The following is a 23,617-nucleotide window of genomic DNA, read 5'->3' as shown; positions in this document are numbered from 1 at the left end:
TGTCATCGCCGATACATCGTGATGTCACTTCGACAAGGCATAGTCTGAGCACTGACCAAAGAGGTGCTGCCATGAACATGCTCTTATCGTTGTTCGGCTTGAATCGTCCTCATCGCTGCTTCGTGCGCCTTGACTCCACGGGGCGCTGCCAGGCTTTCAAACAATGCAAACAACCGCCGGTCGGCGACAGCTGGGTCGAGATCGAAGAAATCCGCCTCAACTGGTTGCACCAGGTACTACCCGCCAACGCCCGTATTGCCTCGTCCGCAACCCGCTCAGCGGCACTGCCCTTGCTGGGACTTTGATCGGCGCACCAAGAAAAGTCATTTAACAGGATCAATTGCCCGCGTTTCTTCGCTACAATCTCCCCCCGATTATAAGGACGTCTCCTGATCGGGCCTCGCAGCATCGCTAATGCGCTTGTATTAGCTCCCCCGCACCGCCCACAGAGAGCCGCCCACACAGATCATGTGAAGCTGGCGCGCTTGAATTTCACTGCGTAACCCCACTTTCAACATGGTCTGCCAGAGCTGCCATAACGCTCGGTCACTGGTTCGGTACCAGGCTTGCGGCAGCCCTTTTTTGAGGTTCACGTCTTCAAGAGAGCGTGAAAAAAAACGGGTTTCACAACTTCACAAGAGTGTGGCGAGCAAATGAAAAGTTTTGCGTCTGAACATGCACCATTAGCGTCTGATATTGCCCCACCAAGCAGGATCGAAGTCGGCTCCACAGCACGAGACTGAAAGCCTGTCCGCTTACGGATTTGGTTGCACAAACGGACGCTCTAGACCTTAAGTCGAATTGCCTCCAAGGTACTGAAATGCGTTCATATGTACCTCGAAGGCCCGGTCTGGGCGTGCGCTAAAGTTGCAAGAAATTGCGAAGAATCGGACATGGCGATCCTGGCCATGCGTGATCCGAGGCTAATCAGAACCACGCCTCGGAACACCTGGCAGCTATGCCGTCAATTTGGTGCCGTAGATTTTGGAGACGCGTTAATGGCGCATAACGAAGCAGTCGACGTAGTACTGGTTGGAGCGGGCATCATGAGTGCCACCCTCGCCGTACTGCTCAAAGAGCTCGACCCCGGCATTACGCTGGAAGTTGTTGAGCAGATGGACTCAGGTGCTGCGGAGAGTTCCAACCCGTGGAACAACGCGGGCACCGGTCATGCTGGCCTTTGCGAATTGAACTACACGCCGCAGGCGGCTGATGGTTCGATCGACATCAAAAAGGCTGTGCATATCAATGCCCAGTTCGAAGTGTCGAAGCAGTTTTGGGCCTATCTGGCGCAAAAGGGCACCTTCGGTTCGTGCAAGTCCTTCATCAGCCCAGTGCCTCACCTGAGCTACGTTGAAGGCGAAAAAGGTGTGTCCTTCCTGAAAAAACGTTTTGAAGTGCTGAGCAAGCACCATGCGTTTACAGATATGGAATACACCGAAGACAAAGCCAAAATGACCGAGTGGATGCCTTTGATGATGCCGGGCCGCCCTGCGGACCAGCACATCTCGGCCACCCGTGTGCTGAACGGTACTGACGTCAACTTCGGCGCCCTGACCCAGCAGTTGCTCAAGCATCTGGCCAGCGCACCGGACACCCAGATCAAGTACAGCAAAAAGGTCACCGGCCTCAAGCGCAATGGCAGCGGCTGGACGGTGAGCATCAAGGACACCAACAGCGGCAACACTCGCCAGGTTGATGCAAAATTCGTATTCCTGGGCGCAGGTGGTGCGGCATTGCCGCTGCTGCAAGCGTCGGGCATCGAAGAAAGCAAAGGCTATGGCGGCTTCCCGGTCAGCGGCCAATGGCTGCGTTGCGATAACCCGGAAGTGGTCAAGCTGCACCAGGCCAAGGTTTACAGCCAGGCTGCTGTAGGTTCGCCACCGATGTCGGTACCGCACCTGGACACCCGTGTGGTTGATGGCAAAAAGTCGTTGCTGTTCGGACCTTATGCCGGTTTCACCACAAAGTTCCTCAAGCACGGTTCGTTCCTTGACCTGCCGATGTCGATCCGTCTGGGCAACATCGGGCCAATGCTCGCCGTGGCTCGCGACAACATGGATCTGACCAAGTACCTGGTCAGCGAAGTGCGCCAATCGATGGAACAGCGCCTGGACTCCCTGCGTCGCTTCTACCCGCAGGCCAAGGCCGAAGACTGGCGTCTTGAGATTGCCGGGCAACGGGTTCAGATCATCAAGAAAGATCCGAAGAAAGGCGGCGTGTTGCAGTTCGGTACCGAACTGGTTGCTGCCAAGGACGGTTCGCTGGCAGCTCTGCTGGGTGCCTCGCCGGGCGCTTCGGTAACCGTTTCGATCATGCTGGATCTGATCGAGCGTTGCTTCGCAGACAAAGCACGTGGCGAATGGGCGACCAAGCTCAAGGAAATCTTCCCGGCACGGGAAAAAGTCCTCGAGACCGACGCCGAGCTGTACCACACAATCAGCACCCGCAACTCCGAGTTGCTGGAACTGGTTGAGCCGCAGAACGCCAATACCAGCATCGCGTAACAGCGTCACCTCAAAATGACGCACAACAAAAAGCCCCTGCGCTGTTAAGCGCAGGGGCTTTTTTGTAACCGATACGCAAGCGTTTCAGCCCATCGTGAACAGCACTCGCGAGCCGCCATTGCGCGAAAACTCATCATCGTCCGATACCGCAATCAGTTCTGCGGCACAGCCGACGGTGACTGCCCCGACCGACCTGGCCTGAGCCCAGCGATTGAGATTGCTGGCGTCCGGTGTGAGATGACCAAAGCCGAAGTAACAGACCTGTTCGCCCTGACGATAAGTGAAGGTTTCAGACCCTCTGGACGCTGGCAAGTAATACAACAGCTCCTGACTGGTGGACGGCTCGACAACAAAATCGTGCCCAGCATTTTCAGGGCTCTCCAGCCATGAAAAGTCGTTGCCCGGCGAAATGGCCTTGGCTGTCGCGTTAAATATCTCGACCTCCAGTACCTCATCGGCGGCCAGAGCGGCAGAGCCCACAGCCATCAATCCAAGTCCAAAAATAAAACTGCACAGACGCTTCATTGCTTGATTCCATTCCAATTGAAGTTTTGCCCATCGTCCTGATGAGCACCTGACATGCCTGTTTGAGTATTGATCGCCCACACAAGAACACCCCGTAGCAAATAGCTCAGGGTTGGTCGGAGTTTTCTGGAATAGAAGCACGAAGCCTGTAGCCGCTGCCGAGCTCCACGAGGCTGCGTTCGGCTGCACAGCAGCCGTAAAACCATGCAATCGGGTAATTCAGATACATCGCGATTAGCGGGTTTACGAGGACTGCGTCCTCGAACGCAGCCTCGTTCCTTCGCCAGCGGCTACAGGAGTAGGGATCTTAGCCGCGGGCTTTTTCGATGAGTTCGATGTACTCATCCGCGTTGCGCTGATCCTTGATGAGGTCCACAAACGTCTGGCCGTGCTCGTCTTTGCCATCCAGGTCGTAACCGGCTTCGTTGAAGAAGGTCAGGAAACGCCCAAAGTCATCGATACGCAGGCCACGATAGGCTTTGATCAATTTGTGCAGCGACGGCGAGATGGCGTCCACAGGCTCGAAGTCCAGGAACAACTTGATCTGCTCGTCGCCGATCTCATCACCAATCAACTGCTTCTTGTCTTTACGCATGTCCGGCTCCAGCCTGCTGATACTTCACGGGGCCAGCAGTTTACCCAAGGCTCAACGTGCGCGCACGCTACCGGTGTGCAAGTCGGCCCAAATATGCCCATTGGCATAGGTCAAAAACTGGCAATAGACCGTGTCGTTGCGCAGTAAATCAATTACCACACGGTATTGGGACAGCGGATAGGAAAGGCTCAGGGTTCGCGTCTTGCTGTCAAAAACAGGCTTTTTCAGGCTCTTGCTTTCACCATCAAACGAAATCAGCACCTGGCGCACCGTAGCGCCCTGACTCATCGGTTTGCCCTTCAGGCGCAGCAACAAAGGCGAAGTCACCGGAATCGGCTGCTGATTGGATTGACGCTGGCTACCCACCACCACCGAATACGAAGTCACCATCATCAATTGCTGTTGCTCGGGGACCTCGCTGCGCAATTGCAAATCATCGGAAGGCAAGAACTGCCCATGCAACAGCGGTGTAACAGCAGGTGCCGCCGCCAGAGGCAGGCTGACCAGCAACAGACTTAACGCAGCGCTGCGAAATAGAAAGCTCATGACAGGTTCCAAAAAGCGGGAAGCAGCACTCTAGCATGCTGCTTGCGCGCCTCCCCTACTGCGCCACCAACTGCCCCTCAACAATCCGCACATGCCTTGGATGAAAGCGCGCAAGACTGCTGCGATGCCCCACGCTGACAATGCTCAAATTCGGCAACTGCTCTACCAGAGCCTGGTACAACATGGCCTCATCCTCCTCGTCCATGGCCGATGTCGATTCATCCATATAAAGCCACTGTGGGCGATACAGCAGCGCACGGGCAAAAGCCAAGCGTTGTTGCTCGCCTCCGGACAACAGACGCTGCCAGTGATTGACCTCGTCGAGCTGGGGAACCAGATGCTCCAGACGGCAAGTGCGTAGCACTTCTTGATACAGCTCGGTCGGATAGGTATCGCCGGTCTGTGGATAACTCAACGCGTCACGCAAGGTGCCGATGGGCAAGTAAGGTTTTTGCGGCAAAAACAGCGCGCGCTCCCGAGGTAATCGAATCGCTCCGCCCCCTCGTGGCCAAAGCCCGCCCATTGCTCTGAGCAATGTACTTTTGCCGCTGCCGGAGCGACCGCTAAGCATCAGCCGCTCACCTTCCTCGACCTGCAAATTGGCGTTATGCAGCAGAGGGCGACCATCTGCCAGGTCCAGGCTCAGGTCTTCGATCTTCAACTCCAGGCCCTGGCTCTGCACATCAATCGCTGGCAAGCGTTGCTCGTTATCGGTCATCGCCTGACGAAAGCTCAGCAACCGATCACTGGTCGCGCGCCACGCCGCCAGGGTGACGTAGGCATCGATAAACCAGCTGAAGTTCTCTTGTACATTGCTGAAAGCCGAGTTGATTTGCATCAGTTCGCCCAGCTCGATCTTGCCCGCAAAGTAGCGCGGCGCGGCAACGATAAACGGAAAAATAATAGCGATTTGCGAGTAACCGGCGGTGAAGAAAGTCAGGCGCTTTTGCACCTTCATTTGCGTCCAGAAGTTCCTCCAGACTTTATCGAAGCGTGAACTCAGCCGCTCATGTTCATTCGGCTCGCCGTTATACAGCGCAATGCTCTCGGCATTTTCACGGACCCGGACCATCGAGAAACGCAGGTCGGCTTCGAAACGTTGTTGTTGGTTGCTCAGGCCAATCAAGCGCCGGCCGATCAAATGCGCCAGCCAGCTGCCGACTGCGGCATACAGCAACGCGCACCAGAACATATAGCCGGGAATGGTGATGCCAAAGACCTCGATACTGCCCGAGACGCCCCACAAAATAACCGAAAACGACACCAGACTAACCAGCGTACGGATCAGGCCCAGGCCCAGAGCCAGGGTATTGTCGGTGAACGAGTTAAGGTCTTCACTGATGCGTTGGTCAGGGTTGTCGGTGTAACCGCCCTGCTCCAGCTGGTAATAGTTTTTGTGCGCGAGCCAGCGCGCAAAGTGCTGCTCGGTCAGCCATCGACGCCAGCGAATGGTCAACATCTGAGTCAAATAAAGCCGGTACACCGCGCCAACAATGCCTGCCGCAGCAATGATCCCGAAGTAGCCGATCAAGCTCCAGAATGCGGCTCCGTCCTTCTTTTCCAGGGCGTTGTAGAAGTCCTTGTACCAGTGGTTGATCCACACCGATATGCCGACGCTGACCAGCGACAAGGCAATTACTGCAATCAGCAGCAACCACGCCTTGACCCGCTCCTCACTGCGCCAGTAGGGAGTAATGAGGCCCCAGACCCTAGGTATGAAATCCCCACGCACAGCATCATTCACAACAGAAGGCTCAGCGTTCTGATTCATCGTTCAGGCTCGTTCGGAGTAAAGAGCAACCTGCAAGCCGGTCAGGACAACCGGCTCACGACGCTAAGACACGTCTTGATACAGATTAGGGGCTGTAGCCGTTTGCATGCAAGACGCAATGAAAAGGCTACAGCTCCCGTTCAGCGTCGAACCGGGCGCTTCTGCAGCTTGCGCTGCAAAGTGCGGCGGTGCATGCCCAGTGCGCGGGCAGTGGCCGAAATATTGCCTTCATGCTCACCCAGCACGCGCTGGATATGCTCCCATTGCAAGCGGTCAACCGACATCGGGTTATCCGGCACCAGGGTTTCGAGATCGGCATGCTGCGACAGCAAGGCCGCGAGCACGTCATCCGCATCCGCAGGCTTGCACAGGTAGTTGCAGGCCCCGCGCTTGATCGCCTCAACGGCGGTGGCGATGCTCGAGTAACCGGTGAGGATCACTACCCGCATCTCGGGATCAAGCTCAAGCAGCTTGGGCAAAAGGACCAGGCCTGAATCGCCGTCCATTTTAAGATCCAGCGCCGCATAATCGGGCAGGTCCTGCTGGGCCAGAATCAGCCCTTCTTCGGCGGAGCCCGCCGTGCTGACGCGAAAACCGCGACGGCTCATGGCGCGGGCCATTACGCGGGTAAACGTGGCGTCGTCATCTACCAACAACAAATGCGGCAGCTCTTCGCCTTCGACCTGAATTTCTTCACTCATTTTCATTTCCTCGGGCGACACGTGGCAGGCGCAGCTCAGTGAGCGTTCCGCCATCCTCATGACTGTAGAGTTTTACCGAGCCGCCAGCGCGGGTCACGCTGGCCTTGCTCAAGAATAGGCCCAGACCGAAGCCTTTGCCCTTGGTGGTAAAAAAGGGTTTGCCGATTTGCTCGGCGATGGCCAACGGTACACCTGGGCCGTGGTCACGAATACTGATGGTCAGATCAACTGCATCCCAATCGAGGCAGACTTCCAGCCCTTCAGGGCAGGCATCGGCTGCATTGTTGAGCAGGTTTAGCAGTGCCTGGGTCAAATCCGGTGGTGGCGCCAGACGCGGGACCGGGTCGTGGCCCAGGCACTGAAGGCGGTATGTGGCTTCGGGGCGCATCAAGTGCCAGCGGTTCAGGGCCTCGTCCAACCACTGCGTAACATCCTGGACTTCAATCGCCAAACGGCGGTTGGCCTCAGCGGCGCGCACCAGTTGCTGCAAGGTCTCCTTGCACAACTTGACCTGATCCTGAAGCACGCTCAGATCTTCCTGCAACTCGGGGTCCGGGTGATCGCGGCGCATTTCCTTAAGCAGCACGCTCATGGTCGACAGCGGCGTGCCCAACTCGTGGGCCGCACCGGCGGCCTGGGTGGCCACCGCCAGCAATTGCTGGTCACGCAGCCCCTCTTCACGACGCAGGGCGCGCAGCTCTTCCTGGCGGCGCAGCTCTTCGCCCATCTTGGCGGCGAAAAACGTGATGACCGCAGCAGACAGGGCAAAACTCAGCCACATTCCATAAATTTGCAGCTTTTCGCGGAAGAACGGCACCGTGTCTATCGGGAAAGACTGCGACAACAACAGGGTGTAGAGCGCCAGCGCAATACCGGTTAACACCAAGGAATAGCGCCATGGCAGTGTCACGGCGGCGATGGTCAGCGGCACCAGGTAATACGAGACGAATGGGTTGGCCGAGCCACCGGAGAAATACAACAAGGCGCTGTGGATAAACAGGTCACAGGCCAGTTGCAGGGCGTATTCCAGCTCTGTTACCGGCCAGGTGGTACGCAACCTGATCGCGGTAAACGCGCACAGCAGCATGGAAAACCCGAGGGTAATACTCAGCTGAAACCAGGGCAGCGGCAGCAAATTGAACAGGTAGGCAAAGCCTACTGAACCCGCTTGCGCGGCCAGTACCAACATGCGGATAAACGTAAGACGCCAGAGGTTCTGACGAGTCGCGGACAATAACTGAACGGGGGCGAGCATGAGCTCTCCTGATGAGCGCTCCAGGCGGATCACCGGGAGTATAACCAAGCGAGCGACCCGACAGGCAAACGTGCGGCAAAGAGCCACAGTGTTTTTTATCAAAACCTGCACTACCTGTAGCCGATGAAGAGCGTAGCGAGGCTGCGAAGCAGTCGGCAGGTCAAATGTAGTGAAAATGTAACTGGGCGAACTGATGGCCACTTACTACAGTCTTATGGGTCTTGCTGTCCTCTTTCAAGGAGCCTCCATGTCCAACTTTCAACGCACCGCTGCCCTGCTGACCCTGAGTATCGGCGCGCTTGCCAGCTTGCCGGCCCTGGCCGACGACATTCATTACAACCAGATCTCATTGCGTGCCGAGGCCAGCCAGGAAGTCCCCCGCGACCTGATGATCGTGACGCTGTACACCGAGGCGCAAAACACCGATGCGGCCAAGCTGGCGGCTGAAATCACCACGTCGATGAACAAGGCCATTGGCCAGGCCAAGTCCGTCAAGGAAGTGACCTTGCGCCAGGGCAATCGCAACAGCTATCCGATTTACGACAACAAGACCCAGAAGATCACTGGCTGGCGTGAACGCGCCGAACTGCGCCTGGAAAGTACCGACTTTGCAGCGCTGTCCAAGCTCACCGGCGATCTGATGCAAACCCTGAAAATGGGCAGCATGCAATTCACCGTAGCCAATGCCACCCGCAAAACCAGCGAAGACGCATTGCTCAAGGATGCGGTCAACGCGTTCAAGGCCCGCGCGCAACTGGCAACCGATGCGCTGGGCGGCAAGGGTTACAAAATCATCAACCTGAACCTCAACACCAACGGTTACCCGCAGCCCTACATGCGCAGCGCGATGATGATGAAAGCCGCAGCCCCAGCGATGGACTCGGCGCCGACCCCGGAAGTCGAAGCCGGTACCAGCGAAGTAAGCATGAGCGCCGATGGTGCGATTGAAGTCCAGATGCAATAAACACCGATCCATCCTGAAAACCCCTGAAACAGACATGTTTCAGGGGTTTTTTTATGCCGCACGAAAAACTCCTACAGACCGTCCTAGTATTAAAAGGCGATGGACTACATGCGCTGCTGGCGTTGACCTACATATTTCCAGCGCAAGAGTCTAGATAAGTAACAGCGTTGTTCCAAAACAGTGCACTTCGGTGTCCTGATGCTCAAGAACGTGTAAGAAAATGAGTCTAAAACCCGTGCGCAAACGATCAAATGCGTCATAAATTATACAAACGCGACATTCTTGTACGATCGTTCCACATTTTCAGGCTTCACCGGCTTTCGCATATTGCAATGGGTATGGGCTGTGCATAAGTATCGCCGGGTCGACTCACAAGGTCGCCCTCAAACCAAAAATGACAAAAATCATGAGGCCACCATGTTCAAATACGCGGTCATTCCGTTTTTAGTAGGTGCCAGCCTGTTGGCAAGTGCACCTTTCGCCCACGCTGCGACCAATCTGGTGTTTTGCTCTGAAGGCAGCCCGGCTGGTTTTGACCCGGGTCAGTACACCACCGGTACTGACTTTGATGCATCGGCCGAAACCATCTACAACCGATTGAGCCAATTCCAGCGCGGCGGCACCGCGGTTGAACCAGGCCTTGCAACCAGCTGGGATGTCTCCCCGGACAACCTGACATGGACCTTCCACCTGCGTGATGGCGTCAAGTTCCATACCACCCCGTACTTCAAGCCAACCCGCGATTTTAACGCCGACGACGTGCTCTTCACGTTCAACCGCATGCTCGACAAAGACATGCCGTTCCGTAAGGCCTACCCCACCGAATTCCCTTATTTCACCGACATGGGCATGGATAAAAACATCGCCAAGGTGGAAAAAGTCGACGACAAGACCGTCAAATTCACGCTGAACACCGTGGATGCCGCGTTTATCCAGAACCTGGCCATGAGTTTTGCCTCCATCCAGTCCGCCGAGTACGCCGACAAGCTGCTCAAGGAAGGCAAGCCTGCCGATATCAACCAGAAGCCGATCGGCACTGGCCCGTTTGTGTTCAAGAGCTACCAGAAAGACTCGAACATCCGTTACACCGGCAACAAGGACTACTGGAAGCCTGAAGACGTCAAAATCGACAATCTGATTTTCGCCATCACTACCGACCCTTCGGTACGGATCCAGAAGCTTAAAAAGAATGAGTGCCAGGTCACCCTGTTCCCGCGCCCGGCAGACCTCAAGGCCCTTGGTGAAGACAAGAACCTGAAGATGCCTCACCAGGCAGGTTTCAACCTCGGTTACATCGCCTACAACGTGATGGACAAGATCAAGGGCAGCAACGAGCCAAACCCGATGGCTCAGCTCAAGGTTCGCCAGGCCTTGGACATGTCAGTAAACAAGCAGCAGATCATCGACTCGGTGTATCAGGGTGCAGGCCAACTGGCCGTTGGCTCCATGCCTCCTACCCAGTGGTCGTATGACACCAGCATCAAGGACGCACCTTTCGACCCGGAAAAAGCCAAGGCTCTGCTCAAGGAAGCCGGCATCAAGGACGGCACCGAAATCGTCCTGTGGGCCATGCCGGTTCAACGTCCGTACAACCCGAATGCCAAGCTGATGGCCGAAATGCTGCAGTCGGACTGGAGCAAAATCGGCATCAAAGCCAAGATCATGAGCTATGAATGGGGCGAGTACATCAAACGCTCCAAAGGCGGCGAAAACGGCGCGATGCTGATTGGCTGGAGCGGCGACAACGGTGACCCGGACAACTGGCTCGGCACCCTGTTCGGCTGCGACTCGCTGCAAGGCAACAACTTCTCCAAGTGGTGTGACCCCGAGTTCGACAAGCTGGTGAAAGCCGCCAAGGCCACCACCGATGTTGCCGAGCGCACAAAACTGTACCAACAGGCGCAGCAACGACTCAAAAGCCAGGTCCCGATGACACCTATCGCACACTCGACGGTGTATCAACCGATGCGCACGAACGTACAGGACTTCAAGATCAGCCCATTCGGCTTGAACTCCTTCTACGGGGTCAGCGTCAGCAAATAACAGGACCGGTGAATGCGGCTACAACGCCGCATTCACTTCTCTACCAGGACGGTGGAATTCACCTACAGCCTTTAGCCACTTCTGACTACATCAGAGGCTATAGGACGCCAAGACAATTCCTACAAGTTTGTCAGGCCTGACGCATTTACTGCTGAGTTTTGACGCCCTAACGTCGACACACAGCCAGTCTATTGCGCCGGGTGCGGCACCGTAGCTGATGATATCGACGCCCTGAACCGCAGGCCTTTGATCAAGGCTCGCGCTCAGGACTCAAAAACAAGAAAAAGGATAGGGAACGCCATGCGCAACCCTCTGGTTTTATCTGTGTTACTCAGCGCCGGCGTACTTGCCGGCAGCCCGCTCGCAAACGCCGCCAATAGCCTGGTGTTTTGCTCGGAAGGCAGCCCCGCCGGTTTTGATACCGCGCAGTACACCACCGCCACCGATAACGACGCGGCCGAACCGATTTACAACCGCCTCGCCGAATTTGAAAAAGGCGGCACCGCAGCCGGCCCCGCTCTGGCTACTCGTTGGGACATTTCCGAAGATGGCCTGACTTACACCTTTCACCTGCGCGACGGGGTCAAGTTTCACACCACCAAATGGTTCACCCCGACCCGTGACTTCAACGCCGATGACGTGCTCTTCACGTTCAACCGTATGCTCAACGCCGACCATCCATTTCGTAAGGCTTACCCGACCGAGTTCCCGTACTTCACCGGGATGAGCCTGGACAAGAACATCGCCAGCGTTGAAAAAACCGACCCCATGACCGTGGTCATGAAACTCAACTCGGTAGACGCCGCTTTTATCCAAAACCTGGCCATGAGCTTTGCTGCGATTTTGTCAGCCGAATATGCCGATCAACTGCTCAAGAGCGGCAAACCCAGCGACATCAACCAGAAGCCGGTCGGCACCGGCCCGTACGTGTTTCAGCGGTATCAGAAAGACTCCAACATCCGCTACGCCGCCAACAAGGAATACTGGGATCCAAGCCAGGTCAAACTCGATAACCTGATTTTCTCGATCAGTGTCGACGCTTCGGCACGCATGCAGAAACTGCGTAAAAACGAGTGCCAGGTCTCGCTGAACCCGCGCCCGGCAGACGTCGCCGGTCTCAAGGCCGACCCCAAGCTGCAAGTCATCGAAAAGCCCGGCTTCAACCTCGGCTACATCGCCTACAACGTGCAGCACAAGCCGCTCGACCAACTGCAAGTACGTCAGGCGCTGGACATGGCCGTCAACAAGGACCAGATCCTCAAGGCGGTATACCAGGGCGCGGGCCAGAAAGCGGTCAACGCCATGCCGCCAACACAATGGTCCTACGACGAGACCATCACGGATGCGGCCTACAATCCCGAAAAAGCCAAAGAGCTGCTCAAGGCGGCTGGCGTCAAGGAAGGCACTGAAATCACCCTGTGGGCCATGCCCGTGCAGCGCCCTTACAACCCGAACGCCAAGCTCATGGCCGAAATGCTGCAATCGGACTGGGCCAAGGTCGGGCTCAAGGTCAAGATCGTCAGCTATGAATGGGGCGAATACATCAAGCGCACCAAAAATGGCGAGCATGACATCAGCCTGATCGGCTGGACCGGCGACAACGGTGACCCGGACAACTGGCTCGGCACCCTCTACAGCTGTGACGCGATTGGCGGCAATAACTACTCCATGTGGTGCGACAAGGAGTACGACACGCTGGTCAAGAACGCCAAGATCGTCACCGACCGCGACCAACGTACGGTGCTCTACAAACAGGCCCAGCAGTTGCTCAAGCAACAGGTGCCTATCACCCCCATTGCGCACTCCACGGTCAACCAGCCGCTAAGTGCCAAGGTCGAAGGTTTCAAGGTCAGCCCCTTTGGGCGTAACGCCTTCTCTGGCGTCAGCCTCAAGGACTAAAGCACAAGCCAGTGCCGGTGTGGGAGCGAGCCTGCTCGCGAAGGACGTTAGCGATAACCCGATCGAGACGGTGTTGGGATATTCGCGAGCAGGCTCGCTCCCACAGTTGACGACACACAACACCCAGCCTGCATCAGCAGGCCACCTTTCCAGGTGGCCCGCTAAAACTTCGCCAATCGCACGTGACGCAAACGTTTGTAATGCTTTAAATCGTTTCACAACAGCTGAGTCAACACAAAAAGACCGGCAATAAAAAAAGAAACCAGAGGAGCCTCAACCATGAAAATCACCAGCAGTGCGTTGTTAGCCTTATCCATCAGCAGCCTCACCGCGATGGCCTACGCCGATGAATTTGTACCTACCGAATTGAAAGGCACCAGTGCCCAAAGCGAAACCAAGGGTTTCCTTGAAGACCAGACCCTGAGCGGCACTACCCGTAACTGGTACGCCAACGAACTCAAGCGCCGTGATGATCGCTTCAGCTACAACAACCACGGTACCCGCGAGTCAACCCCGCGCCGGATCAACTGGGTACAGGGCACCATCCTCGATTACAAATCGGGCTTCACTGAGGGCACCGTCGGCTTCAGTACCCAGGTAGCGGCCTACAACGCCATTGCCCTGGACCGCGACGCCAAGGATATTGCCGGTCCGAACAACCGTACCCTGACCCACAGCGATGGCGATGCCGTCGGCCAGTGGAGCAAGTTGGGCCTGGCCAACCTCAGCGCCCGCATCTCCAACACCACGCTGACCGTAGGCCGACAGAACTTCAGCAGCCCGACCATCGACGTGATCGGTAACCGCGCATTGCCTTCAAGCTTTCAAGGGGTGGGCTTGCACAGCGAAGAGTTCAACAACCTGTCCTTCGACGCGGGCTCCTTTGATCGCGTGTCCCCGCGTACCGAACAAAGCCTGAGCAAGTTTCGCAGTGAATACGGCGCAGCCGGGGTCGAGACTGATCGCGCCAGCGTTGCTGGCCTTAACTACCAGCCGCTGAAAAACCTGAAAACCACGCTGTACGCAACAAACGTGGAAGACTTCTGGAACCAGTACTACTTCGGCGCGGTACACGATATCGGCGACAACGCCGTGCTGGGTCTGAACACCAACTTCAACTACTACAAGACCCTCGATACCGGCAAGAAAGAGCTGGGCAATATCAACAACGACGCCTACAGCCTGGCATTCGCCTTGACCCATCAGGCCCACACCGTGAGCCTGGCATTCCAGCAAATCGTCGGCGACGAGTACTTCGACTACCTGCACGAAACCAACGGTATCTACCTGGCCAACTCCCTGCTCTCGGACTTCAACGGCCCGAACGAGAAGTCGCTGCAACTGGCCTACAGCATCAACATGGCGCAGTACGGTATTCCGGGCCTGAAGTTCAACGCCTACCACGCGCGCGGCTGGGATATCGACGGCACCAAGTACAAGGGCACCGCCTACGACGTCAGGAACATGGACGGTGAAACCCACAACGAGTACAGCGTTGGCACATCTTATGCTGTGCAAAGTGGCCCGCTGAAAGCCACCGCCATTCGCGCCACCTACACCACGCACCGCGCCAGCAAAAACCAGGCTGACGGCAACATCAATGAGTTCCGCCTGGTGACCACCATTCCATTCAGCATTCTGTAAACACACCTTTACATGCCCAGCGCCTGCGGCCGATTAGCCCCATCGGCCGCAGGCACATGCTGGTTCAACTGATTGGAGAGGATTGCCATGAGAAGACTTCCACTACGCACCGCCCTCGCCGTGGCACTGCTGGGTACAGCGTTCTGTGCTAACGCGAAAAACCTGGTGGTCTGCACCGAAGCCAGCCCTGAAGGATTCGATATCGTCCAATTCACCACCGCCGTGACAGCCGATGCCTCGGCTGAAACCATACTCAACCGCCTGGTCGACTTCGCACCCGGTACGACCGACGTCGAACCAGCACTGGCCGAACGCTGGGACATCAGCCCGGATGGGCTTGAGTACACTTTCCACCTGCGCCCCGGCGTGAAATTTCACACCACCGATTATTTCAAACCGACCCGAACCGTGAACGCCGACGATGTGGTCTGGAGTTTTCAGCGCCAGCTGGACCCGAATCACCCGTGGCACAAACTGTCGTTGGTCGGTTACCCCTACTTTGAAAGTATGGGTTTCAAAAACCTGCTCAAAAGCGTCGAAAAAGTTGACGACCTGACCGTAAAAATCACCCTCAACCACGCCGAATCACCATTCTTGCGTGATATCGCGATGCCGTTTAACTCCATCTACTCCGCCGAATATGCCGACCAGCTGCTCAAGTCCGGCAAAACCGCTGACTTGAACAACAAGCCTATCGGCACCGGCCCGTTTATCTTCGTGCGCTACAACAAGGATGCCCAGGTACGCTTCAAGGCCAATCCGGATTACTTCCGTGGCAAGCCCCCCAGCGACAACCTGATTTTTGCCGTGACCACCGACAGCAACGTGCGCCTGCAAAAACTCAAGGCCAACGAATGCCAGATCGCGCTGTACCCCAAGCCCGATGACGTCAAAAACATCCGCAAAGACCCCAACCTCAAGGTCGATGAACTGGCAGCCCTGATGACCAGCTACATCGCCATGAACACCAGTCACAAATACCTGAGCGATGTGCGGGTGCGCAAAGCCATCGACATGGCCTTCGACAAACAAACCTACCTCAACACCGTGCACGGTGAAGGCAACGCGCTGATTGCGATCAACCCGTACCCGCCCACCATGCTTGGCTATAACACCAATATCCAAAGCCCGCCCCGAGACCTGTACAAGGCCCGGGCGCTGCTCAAGGAAGCCGGTGTACCAGAAGGCACGGTACTGACCTTCTTCACCCGTAACGGCGGCGGCCCGACCAACCCCAACCCGATGCTGGGTGCCCAGCTGCTTCAGTCCGATCTGCAGAAAATCGGACTCAAAGTGGATATTCGCGTCATGGAATGGGGCGAAATGCTCAAACGCGCCAAAAGTGGCGAGCACGATATGGTCTCGACCGGATGGGGCGGCGATAACGGCGACCCGGATAACTTCCTGACCCCACTGCTCAGCTGCGAGGCAGCCAAGAACGGCGAAAACTATTCACGCTGGTGCAATAAGGATTTCGAAGCCCTGATTACCAAGGCTCGCGGCATCACTGAACCCTCTGAACGGGCTGCACTCTATCAACAAGCACAAGTAATTTTTAATCAGGACCAACCATGGATCAACGTAACCCATCCTATGCTGTTTACTGCGATGCGCAGAAATGTTGAGGGCTATACCCTTAGCCCCCTGACCAACAATAACTTCGCCACAACCCAGGTGAAGTAGAACAATAAAAAACCCGCCAGGGTTTACCTGAACCCTGGCGGACCTGCCTAACCGGCTGATAAGGAACACCATAAGATGTTTAGTTTTATTGCCCGCCGAGTGGGGTTGTTGATACCCACCTTCTTCGGCATCACCCTTCTGACCTTTGCCTTGATTCGCATGATCCCGGGTGACCCGGTCGAAGTCATGATGGGCGAACGACGGGTCGACCCTGAAATGCACGCCCAGGCAATGGAGCGCCTGGGTCTGAACAAACCGCTGCATGAGCAGTACATTGACTACGTCACCAAGCTCGCTCACGGCGATTTGGGCGAGTCATTGCGCACCCGTGAAAGCGTATGGACCGAATTTTCCGCACTGTTCCCCGCCACTCTCGAACTGGCCACTGCTGCGCTGTTGTTAGCCGGTGTGCTCGGGCTACTGGCAGGGGTCATTGCAGCACTCAAGCGAGGCTCATTGTTTGACCACGGGGTGATGGGTATCTCCCTGGCGGGTTACTCGATGCCGATCTTCTGGTGGGGCCTGATCCTGATCATGTTCTTCTCCGTGGGTCTGGGCTGGACCCCGGTTTCCGGGCGTATCGACCTCTTGTACGACATCGAACCAAGAACCGGTTTCATGCTCATCGACACCCTGCTCAGCGACCAGCCCGAAGCCTTCTGGGATGCTCTGCACCACCTGATTCTGCCTGCCATCGTGCTGGGCACCATTCCACTGGCCGTGATTGCACGGATGACCCGCTCATCGATGCTCGAAGTACTGCGCGAGGACTACATCCGTACCGCCCGCGCCAAAGGCCTGTCGCCTGCCCGCGTAGTTTTCGTGCACGGCCTGCGCAACGCCCTGATCCCGGTACTGACCGTGGTCGGCCTGCAAGTCGGCACCCTGCTGGCCGGTGCCGTACTGACCGAGACCATCTTCTCGTGGCCCGGTATCGGCAAATGGCTGATCGAAGCCATCGGCGCCCGGGACTATCCCGTGGTGCAAAACGGCATCCTGTTAATTGCCTGCCTGGTGATTCTGGTCAACTTCGTAGTGGACATCCTCTACGGCTTTGCCAATCCACGCATCCGTCACCAGCGCTGAGATCCTGACCATGAGCACCTCTCCAAGCACCACCGAAGTGGATCAAAGCCTGCTTTATCCATCGCCTTACAAAGAGTTCTGGCAGGCTTTCTCCCAAAACAAAGGCGCCGTCGCGGGCCTGATTTTCATGACCCTGATCGTGTTCTGCGCGATTTTTGCCCCGTGGGTTGCCCCCCACAGCCCGAGCGAGCAATACCGCGACTTTCTGCTGACCCCGCCGGTCTGGCTGGAAGGCGGCCAGTGGCAGTTTTTGCTCGGCACCGACGAACTGGGCCGTGACCTGCTGTCACGCCTGATTGAAGGGTCACGGCTGTCGCTGCTGATCGGTTTGTCATCCGTGGTGATTTCCCTGATCCCGGGCGTCATCCTCGGCCTGTTTGCCGGGTTTTTTCCGCGCCTGCTCGGCCCTGGCATCATGCGTTTGATGGACATCATGCTGGCCCTGCCGTCCCTGCTGCTGGCCGTGGCGATTGTCGCCATCCTCGGCCCTGGCCTGATCAACACCGTGATCGCCATTGCCGTGGTTTCGTTGCCGTCTTATGTACGCCTGACCCGCGCCGCCGTAATGGGCGAACTGAACCGCGACTACGTGACGGCTGCCCGTCTGGCGGGCGCCAGCTTGCCGCGCCTGATGTTCATCACCGTGCTGCCCAACTGCATGGCACCGTTGATCGTTCAGGCCACGTTGAGCTTCTCCTCGGCGATTCTCGACGCTGCTGCCCTGGGCTTCCTGGGCCTTGGCGTACAACCGCCAACCCCGGAGTGGGGCACCATGCTGGCCTCGGCCCGCGACTACATCGAACGTGCCTGGTGGGTCGTGAGCCTGCCCGGCTTGACCATTTTGCTCAGCGTGCTGGCAATCAACCTGATGGGCGACGGTCTGCGCGATGCGCTGGACCCGAAACTCAAGAACGCCGCCTGAGGAGATTCCCATGTCACTGTTAGAAATCAAGAATCTCAACGTCCGTTTTGGCGACGCCAAGGCAGTCCCAGTGGTCGACGGTCTGAGCCTGTCTGTGGATAAAGGCGAAGTTCTGGCCATTGTTGGCGAGTCGGGTTCCGGCAAATCGGTAACCATGATGGCCCTGATGGGTCTGATCGAGCACCCTGGCATCGTCACCGCCGACGCGCTGAACTTCGACGGCAAGAACATGCTGACCCTCAGCGCGCGTCAACGTCGCCAGATCGTTGGCAAAGACATGGCCATGGTCTTCCAGGACCCGATGACCGCACTGAACCCCAGCTACACCGTGGGCTTCCAGATCGAAGAAGTGCTGCGTCTGCACTTGAAAATGTCCGGCAAAGCGGCGCGCAAACGGGCCATTGAGCTGCTGGAAAAAGTCGAAATCCCGGGCGCTGCCAGCCGCATGCAAGCCTACCCGCACCAGTTGTCGGGTGGCATGAGCCAGCGTGTGGCGATTGCCATGGCGATTGCCGGCGAACCGAAGTTGCTGATCGCCGACGAACCGACCACCGCGCTGGACGTGACCATTCAGGCGCAGATCATGGACCTGCTGCTCAGCTTGCAACGCGAGCAAAACATGGGCCTGGTGCTGATCACCCATGACCTTGCCGTGGTGGCTGAAACCGCCCAGCGGGTGTGCGTGATGTATGCAGGCCAGGCGGTCGAAGTCGGCAACGTGCCGGGGTTGTTTGATGTGCCAGGGCACCCGTACAGCGAAGCCCTGCTGGCCGCGATCCCGGAACACAGCATGGGCGCCGCCCGCCTGTCCACATTGCCTGGCATCGTGCCGGGGCGTTACGACCGGCCTCAAGGCTGCCTGTTATCGCCGCGCTGCCCATATGTCCAGGAACAATGCCGCCAACAACGTCCTGCACTGGAGCAAAAAGCTCACAGCCAGGTGCGCTGCTTCTTCCCCTTGAATCAGGAGGTGGCGTAATGACTGTTGTTCTTACTGCCCGCGACCTTACCCGTCACTACGAAGTATCCCGCGGCATGTTCAAAGGCCATGCACTGGTACGCGCACTCAATGGTGTGTCGTTTGAACTTGAAGCCGGCAAAACCCTGGCCGTGGTGGGCGAATCCGGCTGTGGCAAATCCACCCTGGCCCGCGCCCTGACCCTGATCGAAGAGCCGTCCTCAGGCTCGTTGAAAATCGCTGGGCAAGAAGTCACAGGCGCCAACAAGGCTGAGCGCAAACAACTGCGCAAAGACGTGCAGATGGTGTTCCAGAGCCCCTATGCCTCGCTCAACCCACGGCAGAAAATCGGTGATCAGCTTGCAGAACCTTTATTGATCAACACCAAGCTGAACGCCAGCGAACGTCGCGAAAAAGTTCAGGCCATGATGAAACAGGTAGGCCTGCGCCCCGAGCATTACCAGCGCTACCCACACATGTTTTCGGGCGGTCAGCGTCAGCGAATCGCCCTGGCCCGGGCCATGATGCTGCAACCCAAAGTGCTGGTGGCTGACGAGCCGACTTCCGCACTCGACGTGTCGATTCAGGCGCAGGTGCTCAACCTGTTTATGGATTTGCAGCAAGAGTTCAATACCGCCTACGTCTTTATCTCGCACAACCTGGCGGTGGTGCGGCATGTGGCCGATACGGTACTGGTGATGTACCTGGGCCGTCCGGTAGAAATGGGGCCAAAGGAAGAGATCTACACCCGGCCGCTGCACCCATATACCCAAGCATTGCTTTCAGCCACCCCGACCATCCACCCGGACCCGAACGAGCCGAAAATCAAGATCGTTGGCGAGTTGCCCAACCCGCTTAACCCGCCATCAGGTTGCGCCTTCCACAAGCGCTGCCCGTATGCGACCGAGCTGTGCAGCACTGATGAACCGGCCTTGCGCGTGCTCGACAACCGCCAGGTGGCTTGCCATCACGCGGAACAGTTTTTACAGGTTTAAACACTGACACCAGGAGGAGGCACACTCCCCCGTAGCAGCTGTCGAAGGAACGAGGCTGCGTCCGACTGCGCAGCAGTCGTAAAACCATTCAACGTGATGCTCCAGAAGCACCGCGTCTACCGGGTTTACGAGGGCTGCGCCTCGGACGCAGCCTCGCGGAGCTCGACAGCTGCTACGGGACTTATTGTCCCGCTAACTACTCACTACGTCTGACCATCGCCCTCGTCGCCATCATCGCCGTTGTCACCGCTGCCACCGCCATCGGCGCCACCGTCACCATCGGTCTGGTCATCATCCCCCGAACTGCCGCCCTGCCCCTGATCACCCGGCTCCGAGTCCGACTTGTAAATCGCATGAATCGTCGGCCCCGGCACACCTGTGGCTGAAAATCCTGCCCCGGAACTGCTCAGCGGGTTACTCGCCCAAGCCGCTGAAGCACTCACCGTCAACAACACCAGCACCTTGAGCAACAACACAATGCGTTGAAAAAGCTTCATGGGATTTCCATCCTGTGTATGGGAAATACCCTTTAAACCTAGTTCGCCACCTTCAGTTTTTCCAGAAACACGCCGGTTGCGATATACCCATTCGGACTAACTCAGTTGCTCTGGTTGATACTTTGTTGCGGATCAAGCGGGTATACGCAAATCCTTGTAACCGTTGACGAGCCGCGCGAGGCTATGTTCGACTGCGTAGCAGTCGTAAAACCATTCGGCCTTGGTGTTTCAGGGACATCGTGCTTATCGGGTTTACGACGATTGCATCGTCGGACGTAGCCTCGCGCAGCTCGTCAACGGCTACAGGCGCTTTGCTCACACTGTAGCAACAAATAACTCAGCTACTGTGAGCGCAGCGGCTGAGTTAAATAGCATTTGATTAGCCTGCTTTAAAACCAGGCTTGCCGTTGGCGGCTCGCCACTCACTAACTCTTTTAGTGATTGCTTCGGGCGTGCATTCCACATCCGACGAAGCATAATAGATGAGGTCTGTTCCCTCAGGATGCTCTGTCACATCTTCAAAATGTTTTAACAGAACATCAAGACGCTCATCTGTGCCAGCGATATTTTCTCTAAATACCTCCTTCATAAATTCCAAAAATTCTGCTTCCGTATATTCTGAAAAACCACTTTTAAATCCCATTATTCTTCCCCTTATGAATATCCATATGACGTTTAGGAGTCAGAACCATCATATTTTCAATATTATAAACGTCCCCGCCTTTGGCGATTTCTTGGACATGATGAATTTCAAATGTAGATCTTTTACCCACTGCATCATCTCGCCTAGCCTTAGGCGCCTTACCCATGTTCATTCGGGCCCGGTTCGAGACTATGAATTGCTCTGACAACTCCGAGTCTTTTGCTATTTCTACCCAAAACGCCTCCCGAAATGCCCTGAAATTTCTAAACTCCTTGCCCCGCAACTGGTCTGCAATCTGCGACGGAACAGCAGCCCCCTCACCTTGCGCCGCAGCCCCCAGCCAGATACCCGTCACCGGCTGCCCCATCCCCGTTGCTACCCCTGCATCCTCGCGGGGATCCCGGAACATTACATAAATTGGAGGCAGGCCAGAACCCGCCGGAAACACTGTAATGAAGTCATCAAAGCCAGCTTCAGCAAGCCCCGGGAAAGTATCAATCCTTCCCACAACAGGCGTAACTGTCGCCCCAGTGTAGACCGGAGTCTCAGGCTGTTCAGCAGGCGAAGTGGTCGAGCTATACCCTGGATCAACGATGGGTGTCCAGGTCAAAGTCCTTGGTGGTACATCCTCTGTCGTAACGCTGTAAATATTCTGCTGAGCGTTAAAAGTTGCGGCTATTACCCTGACTTGCGACGGCACAGTGACGCCATCGGCTTTGGCGACAAACACTTCTGACTGGCCATCGGCTGCTGCTTTCGAACTGATACGCACCGGCAGATCAACAGTTCCATTGGCGGCAGCAATAGCTGATAGATCGCCCTTGAGCTCAGGCGCCAGATCCGAGAGCGGCGTACTAAATGCATAGCGCTCAGGCAACTCGCCATTTGCCAGTTTGGGCGAATATACCAAGGCAGACACACCAACCAAAAGCCCCGAAGCTGTGCCTGCCGCCAGACTGCTCAACGCTGCAATTGCCGAGCGGATAGCAGCTTGCAGAGTCACTGTCGCCGCATCAATAACCGCGGCGATGCCCGCTGAAGTTATAAACAATGGGCCAGCTGATGCAGACCCCGGCGCACGGAACGTGTTGGCTATCCGGATAGCTGCTTGCGCTGCACCCGCCCGCTCGGCAAGACCACCAAAGGCATTGGCGGTCGCTGTCAGATACCTGGCCGATTCAGTCTTTAGCAAGGCATCGTGATAACTCAGCCATTTGCGCCCTAACTGAGTATGGGTTTGCAAATAAACCAGCTCGTTAAGCGCTGCCAATTCAGGCTTGCTCAAGGGTGCTTTGATGCTCGGGTTGTTCGCAGGGTAGGTGATGGTAATTCCGCCCCTTTCAAGTGGCGGAGGCGCGTAAATCGGCTGAGTTTCTGCGGTTTTTGACGCGGCCAGACGCTCAAGCGTCGTCTTGTAATGGGCCAATGCTTCAGAGGCAGTATTGCCTTCCATCACCCCCGCTGCAGTGATGAGTTCTGTATAGAGGAACTCCGGTAGTTGTTGAGCGTGAATATCTCGCTCCTGGATGATGATGGCTAACCGTTGATCCTGCGCAGTGTCATTATCAGCAACCTGTACCTGTTCAATTTGCATGGCCAGTTCTGCAAGCTTACCCGCAAAAACACCAATGGAGAGCGAAAGCGCCTTAAGTTCTAACGCAGATTTATAAACAGTGTCATACAGCCGATACAAATTTATCAACGTATCAGGAGAGAGGGCATTGGAATTCAAAAGTTCGCGCATTTTCTGACGCGGCAGTACTTCCATCAAAAAGTAAGGACTCTGACCATAAAGACCATAAATATCAGGCACTATAGTGTTGTATTGAGTTATTTTTGATTCAATAAGATCCAGCGTCACGTGTTGTTCTATTGCAGCAGATTCTGCGGGTGTCATGGCCTGCGAACCTTTGGCGGCCTGTTTTCTTTCCTCCAGTTCACGCTCGGTATCGGGGACGAGCGAGTTGAATCGCGTATTGAATTCTTGATCAAGATATCCTTGGCTATGAATTTGCTCATTCATAAACTCAGCCATAATGTTTGGTTTTGCAAGATCATGAATATTGCTCGGCCCGCCTTCTCCTCTGCGCGGACCTTCATTCAAACCCCACGCATTAAATCCGCCGCCAAATTCGATTTTGGGCTGCCATTTCCCCACAACAGAGGTTGCCCCCAACTCGTATGAACCGGGGCCTAGTTTTTTGTGAGGGCCCAAGTATTTATCGACATCATTTGACATATAACTTCTCCTTTAGTCTTTAACGCTTACACCACCCTCAACAACCAACATAGATAATATTAGTACCCACTTTGACAGACGATAGAGCCAACATAGCAATTTCAGAAACATACTACACAAGCAAAAATAACCATCTTCAAATAC

At 56.1% G+C, this 23,617-nt stretch carries 20 protein-coding genes; 11 read left to right on the top strand and 9 right to left on the bottom strand.

Annotated features, from left to right (window positions below):
• Positions 1-71: 71 nt before the first annotated feature.
• Together V6L79_RS07105 and mqo are read left to right on the top strand one after the other, a co-directional pair.
• Positions 72-305 (top strand): hypothetical protein, encoded by a 234-nt coding sequence (locus V6L79_RS07105; protein ID WP_321835837.1) that lies wholly within the window; start codon positions 72-74, stop codon positions 303-305.
• Positions 306-998: 693 nt separating this feature from the next.
• Positions 999-2,507 (top strand): malate dehydrogenase (quinone), encoded by a 1,509-nt coding sequence (mqo, locus tag V6L79_RS07100; protein ID WP_261740969.1) that lies wholly within the window; start codon positions 999-1,001, stop codon positions 2,505-2,507.
• Positions 2,508-2,591: 84 nt separating this feature from the next.
• On the opposite strand, the gene V6L79_RS07095 is transcribed toward mqo, so the two are convergent.
• From V6L79_RS07095 to V6L79_RS07070, 6 genes are all read right to left on the bottom strand, one after another.
• Positions 2,592-3,032, bottom strand: a complete 441-nt coding sequence (locus tag V6L79_RS07095) for a hypothetical protein (protein WP_321837397.1) — start codon at positions 3,030-3,032, stop codon at positions 2,592-2,594.
• A 307-nt stretch (positions 3,033-3,339) separates the two neighbouring features.
• The gene (locus V6L79_RS07090) at positions 3,340-3,627 is read right to left on the bottom strand and encodes a PA4642 family protein (protein WP_321835835.1); all 288 of its coding nucleotides are present in this window, start codon (positions 3,625-3,627) and stop codon (positions 3,340-3,342) included.
• 51 nt (positions 3,628-3,678) lie between these two features.
• Positions 3,679-4,173 carry a hypothetical protein gene (locus tag V6L79_RS07085; RefSeq protein ID WP_338579997.1) on the bottom strand — a complete coding sequence of 165 codons (495 nt, stop codon included), beginning with the start codon at positions 4,171-4,173 and terminating at the stop codon, positions 3,679-3,681.
• 55 nt (positions 4,174-4,228) lie between these two features.
• Positions 4,229-5,944 (bottom strand): ABC transporter ATP-binding protein/permease, encoded by a 1,716-nt coding sequence (locus V6L79_RS07080; RefSeq protein WP_338579996.1) that lies wholly within the window; start codon positions 5,942-5,944, stop codon positions 4,229-4,231.
• Positions 5,945-6,084: 140 nt separating this feature from the next.
• Entirely contained in the window at positions 6,085-6,645 is a 561-nt protein-coding gene (locus V6L79_RS07075; RefSeq protein ID WP_019823883.1) for a response regulator transcription factor, read from the bottom strand.
• A complete protein-coding gene (locus V6L79_RS07070; RefSeq protein ID WP_261740964.1) occupies positions 6,638-7,900 on the bottom strand; it encodes an ATP-binding protein in 1,263 nt (420 codons plus the stop codon). The genes V6L79_RS07075 and V6L79_RS07070 overlap by 8 nt, the downstream gene beginning before the upstream one ends.
• A 247-nt stretch (positions 7,901-8,147) precedes the next feature.
• Here V6L79_RS07070 and V6L79_RS07065 point away from each other — a divergent pair, with 247 nt between their 5' ends.
• The 9 genes from V6L79_RS07065 to V6L79_RS07025 all read left to right on the top strand — a co-directional run bounded on the left by V6L79_RS07065 (position 8,148) and on the right by V6L79_RS07025 (position 20,094).
• Entirely contained in the window at positions 8,148-8,864 is a 717-nt protein-coding gene (locus V6L79_RS07065; RefSeq protein WP_261740963.1) for an SIMPL domain-containing protein, read from the top strand.
• A gap of 417 nt (positions 8,865-9,281) precedes the next feature.
• A complete protein-coding gene (locus V6L79_RS07060) occupies positions 9,282-10,907 on the top strand; it encodes an ABC transporter substrate-binding protein (protein ID WP_261740962.1) in 1,626 nt (541 codons plus the stop codon).
• A gap of 300 nt (positions 10,908-11,207) precedes the next feature.
• Positions 11,208-12,806 (top strand): ABC transporter substrate-binding protein, encoded by a 1,599-nt coding sequence (locus tag V6L79_RS07055; RefSeq protein ID WP_321835834.1) that lies wholly within the window; start codon positions 11,208-11,210, stop codon positions 12,804-12,806.
• Positions 12,807-13,085: 279 nt separating this feature from the next.
• Entirely contained in the window at positions 13,086-14,450 is a 1,365-nt protein-coding gene (locus tag V6L79_RS07050; protein ID WP_261740960.1) for an OprD family porin, read from the top strand.
• 87 nt (positions 14,451-14,537) lie between these two features.
• The gene (locus V6L79_RS07045) at positions 14,538-16,133 is read left to right on the top strand and encodes an ABC transporter substrate-binding protein (RefSeq protein WP_338579995.1); all 1,596 of its coding nucleotides are present in this window, start codon (positions 14,538-14,540) and stop codon (positions 16,131-16,133) included.
• A 75-nt stretch (positions 16,134-16,208) separates the two neighbouring features.
• Positions 16,209-17,219, top strand: a complete 1,011-nt coding sequence (locus tag V6L79_RS07040; protein ID WP_261740958.1) for an ABC transporter permease subunit — start codon at positions 16,209-16,211, stop codon at positions 17,217-17,219.
• 10 nt (positions 17,220-17,229) lie between these two features.
• Positions 17,230-18,141 carry an ABC transporter permease subunit gene (locus V6L79_RS07035; RefSeq protein ID WP_261740957.1) on the top strand — a complete coding sequence of 304 codons (912 nt, stop codon included), beginning with the start codon at positions 17,230-17,232 and terminating at the stop codon, positions 18,139-18,141.
• A gap of 10 nt (positions 18,142-18,151) precedes the next feature.
• Positions 18,152-19,120 carry an ABC transporter ATP-binding protein gene (locus V6L79_RS07030; RefSeq protein WP_261740956.1) on the top strand — a complete coding sequence of 323 codons (969 nt, stop codon included), beginning with the start codon at positions 18,152-18,154 and terminating at the stop codon, positions 19,118-19,120.
• Positions 19,120-20,094, top strand: a complete 975-nt coding sequence (locus V6L79_RS07025; protein WP_338579994.1) for a peptide ABC transporter ATP-binding protein — start codon at positions 19,120-19,122, stop codon at positions 20,092-20,094. Before V6L79_RS07030 ends, V6L79_RS07025 begins: the two co-directional genes overlap by 1 nt.
• 203 nt (positions 20,095-20,297) lie before the next feature.
• On the opposite strand, the gene V6L79_RS07020 is transcribed toward V6L79_RS07025, so the two are convergent.
• The 3 genes from V6L79_RS07020 to V6L79_RS07010 all read right to left on the bottom strand — a co-directional run bounded on the left by V6L79_RS07020 (position 20,298) and on the right by V6L79_RS07010 (position 23,473).
• On the bottom strand, positions 20,298-20,591 hold the full coding sequence (locus tag V6L79_RS07020) for a hypothetical protein (protein WP_261740954.1): 294 nt from the start codon (positions 20,589-20,591) through the stop codon (positions 20,298-20,300).
• 379 nt (positions 20,592-20,970) lie between these two features.
• Complete coding sequence (locus V6L79_RS07015; RefSeq protein ID WP_261740953.1) at positions 20,971-21,234, bottom strand: bacteriocin immunity protein; 264 nt, start codon at positions 21,232-21,234, stop codon at positions 20,971-20,973.
• Entirely contained in the window at positions 21,224-23,473 is a 2,250-nt protein-coding gene (locus V6L79_RS07010) for an S-type pyocin domain-containing protein (protein ID WP_338579993.1), read from the bottom strand. The genes V6L79_RS07015 and V6L79_RS07010 overlap by 11 nt, the downstream gene beginning before the upstream one ends.
• Positions 23,474-23,617 lie beyond the last annotated feature (144 nt).

It is taken from the genome of Pseudomonas sp. ML2-2023-6, from assembly GCF_037055265.1.
Classification (GTDB): domain Bacteria; phylum Pseudomonadota; class Gammaproteobacteria; order Pseudomonadales; family Pseudomonadaceae; genus Aquipseudomonas; species Aquipseudomonas kulmbachensis.
This window is presented reverse-complemented; position numbering and strand designations above follow the sequence as displayed.

Coding starts and splice junctions, on each gene's coding strand:
- V6L79_RS07055 (WP_321835834.1), top strand. CDS start 11,208: ATGCGCAACCCTCTGGTTTTATCTGTGTTACTCAGCGCCGGCGTACTT.
- V6L79_RS07060 (WP_261740962.1), top strand. CDS start 9,282: ATGTTCAAATACGCGGTCATTCCGTTTTTAGTAGGTGCCAGCCTGTTG.
- V6L79_RS07075 (WP_019823883.1), bottom strand. CDS start 6,645: ATGAGTGAAGAAATTCAGGTCGAAGGCGAAGAGCTGCCGCATTTGTTG.
- V6L79_RS07090 (WP_321835835.1), bottom strand. CDS start 3,627: ATGCGTAAAGACAAGAAGCAGTTGATTGGTGATGAGATCGGCGACGAG.
- V6L79_RS07045 (WP_338579995.1), top strand. CDS start 14,538: ATGAGAAGACTTCCACTACGCACCGCCCTCGCCGTGGCACTGCTGGGT.
- mqo (WP_261740969.1), top strand. CDS start 999: ATGGCGCATAACGAAGCAGTCGACGTAGTACTGGTTGGAGCGGGCATC.
- V6L79_RS07050 (WP_261740960.1), top strand. CDS start 13,086: ATGAAAATCACCAGCAGTGCGTTGTTAGCCTTATCCATCAGCAGCCTC.
- V6L79_RS07105 (WP_321835837.1), top strand. CDS start 72: ATGAACATGCTCTTATCGTTGTTCGGCTTGAATCGTCCTCATCGCTGC.
- V6L79_RS07015 (WP_261740953.1), bottom strand. CDS start 21,234: ATGGGATTTAAAAGTGGTTTTTCAGAATATACGGAAGCAGAATTTTTG.
- V6L79_RS07040 (WP_261740958.1), top strand. CDS start 16,209: ATGTTTAGTTTTATTGCCCGCCGAGTGGGGTTGTTGATACCCACCTTC.
- V6L79_RS07070 (WP_261740964.1), bottom strand. CDS start 7,900: ATGCTCGCCCCCGTTCAGTTATTGTCCGCGACTCGTCAGAACCTCTGG.
- V6L79_RS07025 (WP_338579994.1), top strand. CDS start 19,120: ATGACTGTTGTTCTTACTGCCCGCGACCTTACCCGTCACTACGAAGTA.
- V6L79_RS07010 (WP_338579993.1), bottom strand. CDS start 23,473: ATGTCAAATGATGTCGATAAATACTTGGGCCCTCACAAAAAACTAGGC.
- V6L79_RS07020 (WP_261740954.1), bottom strand. CDS start 20,591: ATGAAGCTTTTTCAACGCATTGTGTTGTTGCTCAAGGTGCTGGTGTTG.
- V6L79_RS07035 (WP_261740957.1), top strand. CDS start 17,230: ATGAGCACCTCTCCAAGCACCACCGAAGTGGATCAAAGCCTGCTTTAT.
- V6L79_RS07095 (WP_321837397.1), bottom strand. CDS start 3,032: ATGAAGCGTCTGTGCAGTTTTATTTTTGGACTTGGATTGATGGCTGTG.
- V6L79_RS07085 (WP_338579997.1), bottom strand. CDS start 4,173: ATGAGCTTTCTATTTCGCAGCGCTGCGTTAAGTCTGTTGCTGGTCAGC.
- V6L79_RS07065 (WP_261740963.1), top strand. CDS start 8,148: ATGTCCAACTTTCAACGCACCGCTGCCCTGCTGACCCTGAGTATCGGC.
- V6L79_RS07080 (WP_338579996.1), bottom strand. CDS start 5,944: ATGAATCAGAACGCTGAGCCTTCTGTTGTGAATGATGCTGTGCGTGGG.
- V6L79_RS07030 (WP_261740956.1), top strand. CDS start 18,152: ATGTCACTGTTAGAAATCAAGAATCTCAACGTCCGTTTTGGCGACGCC.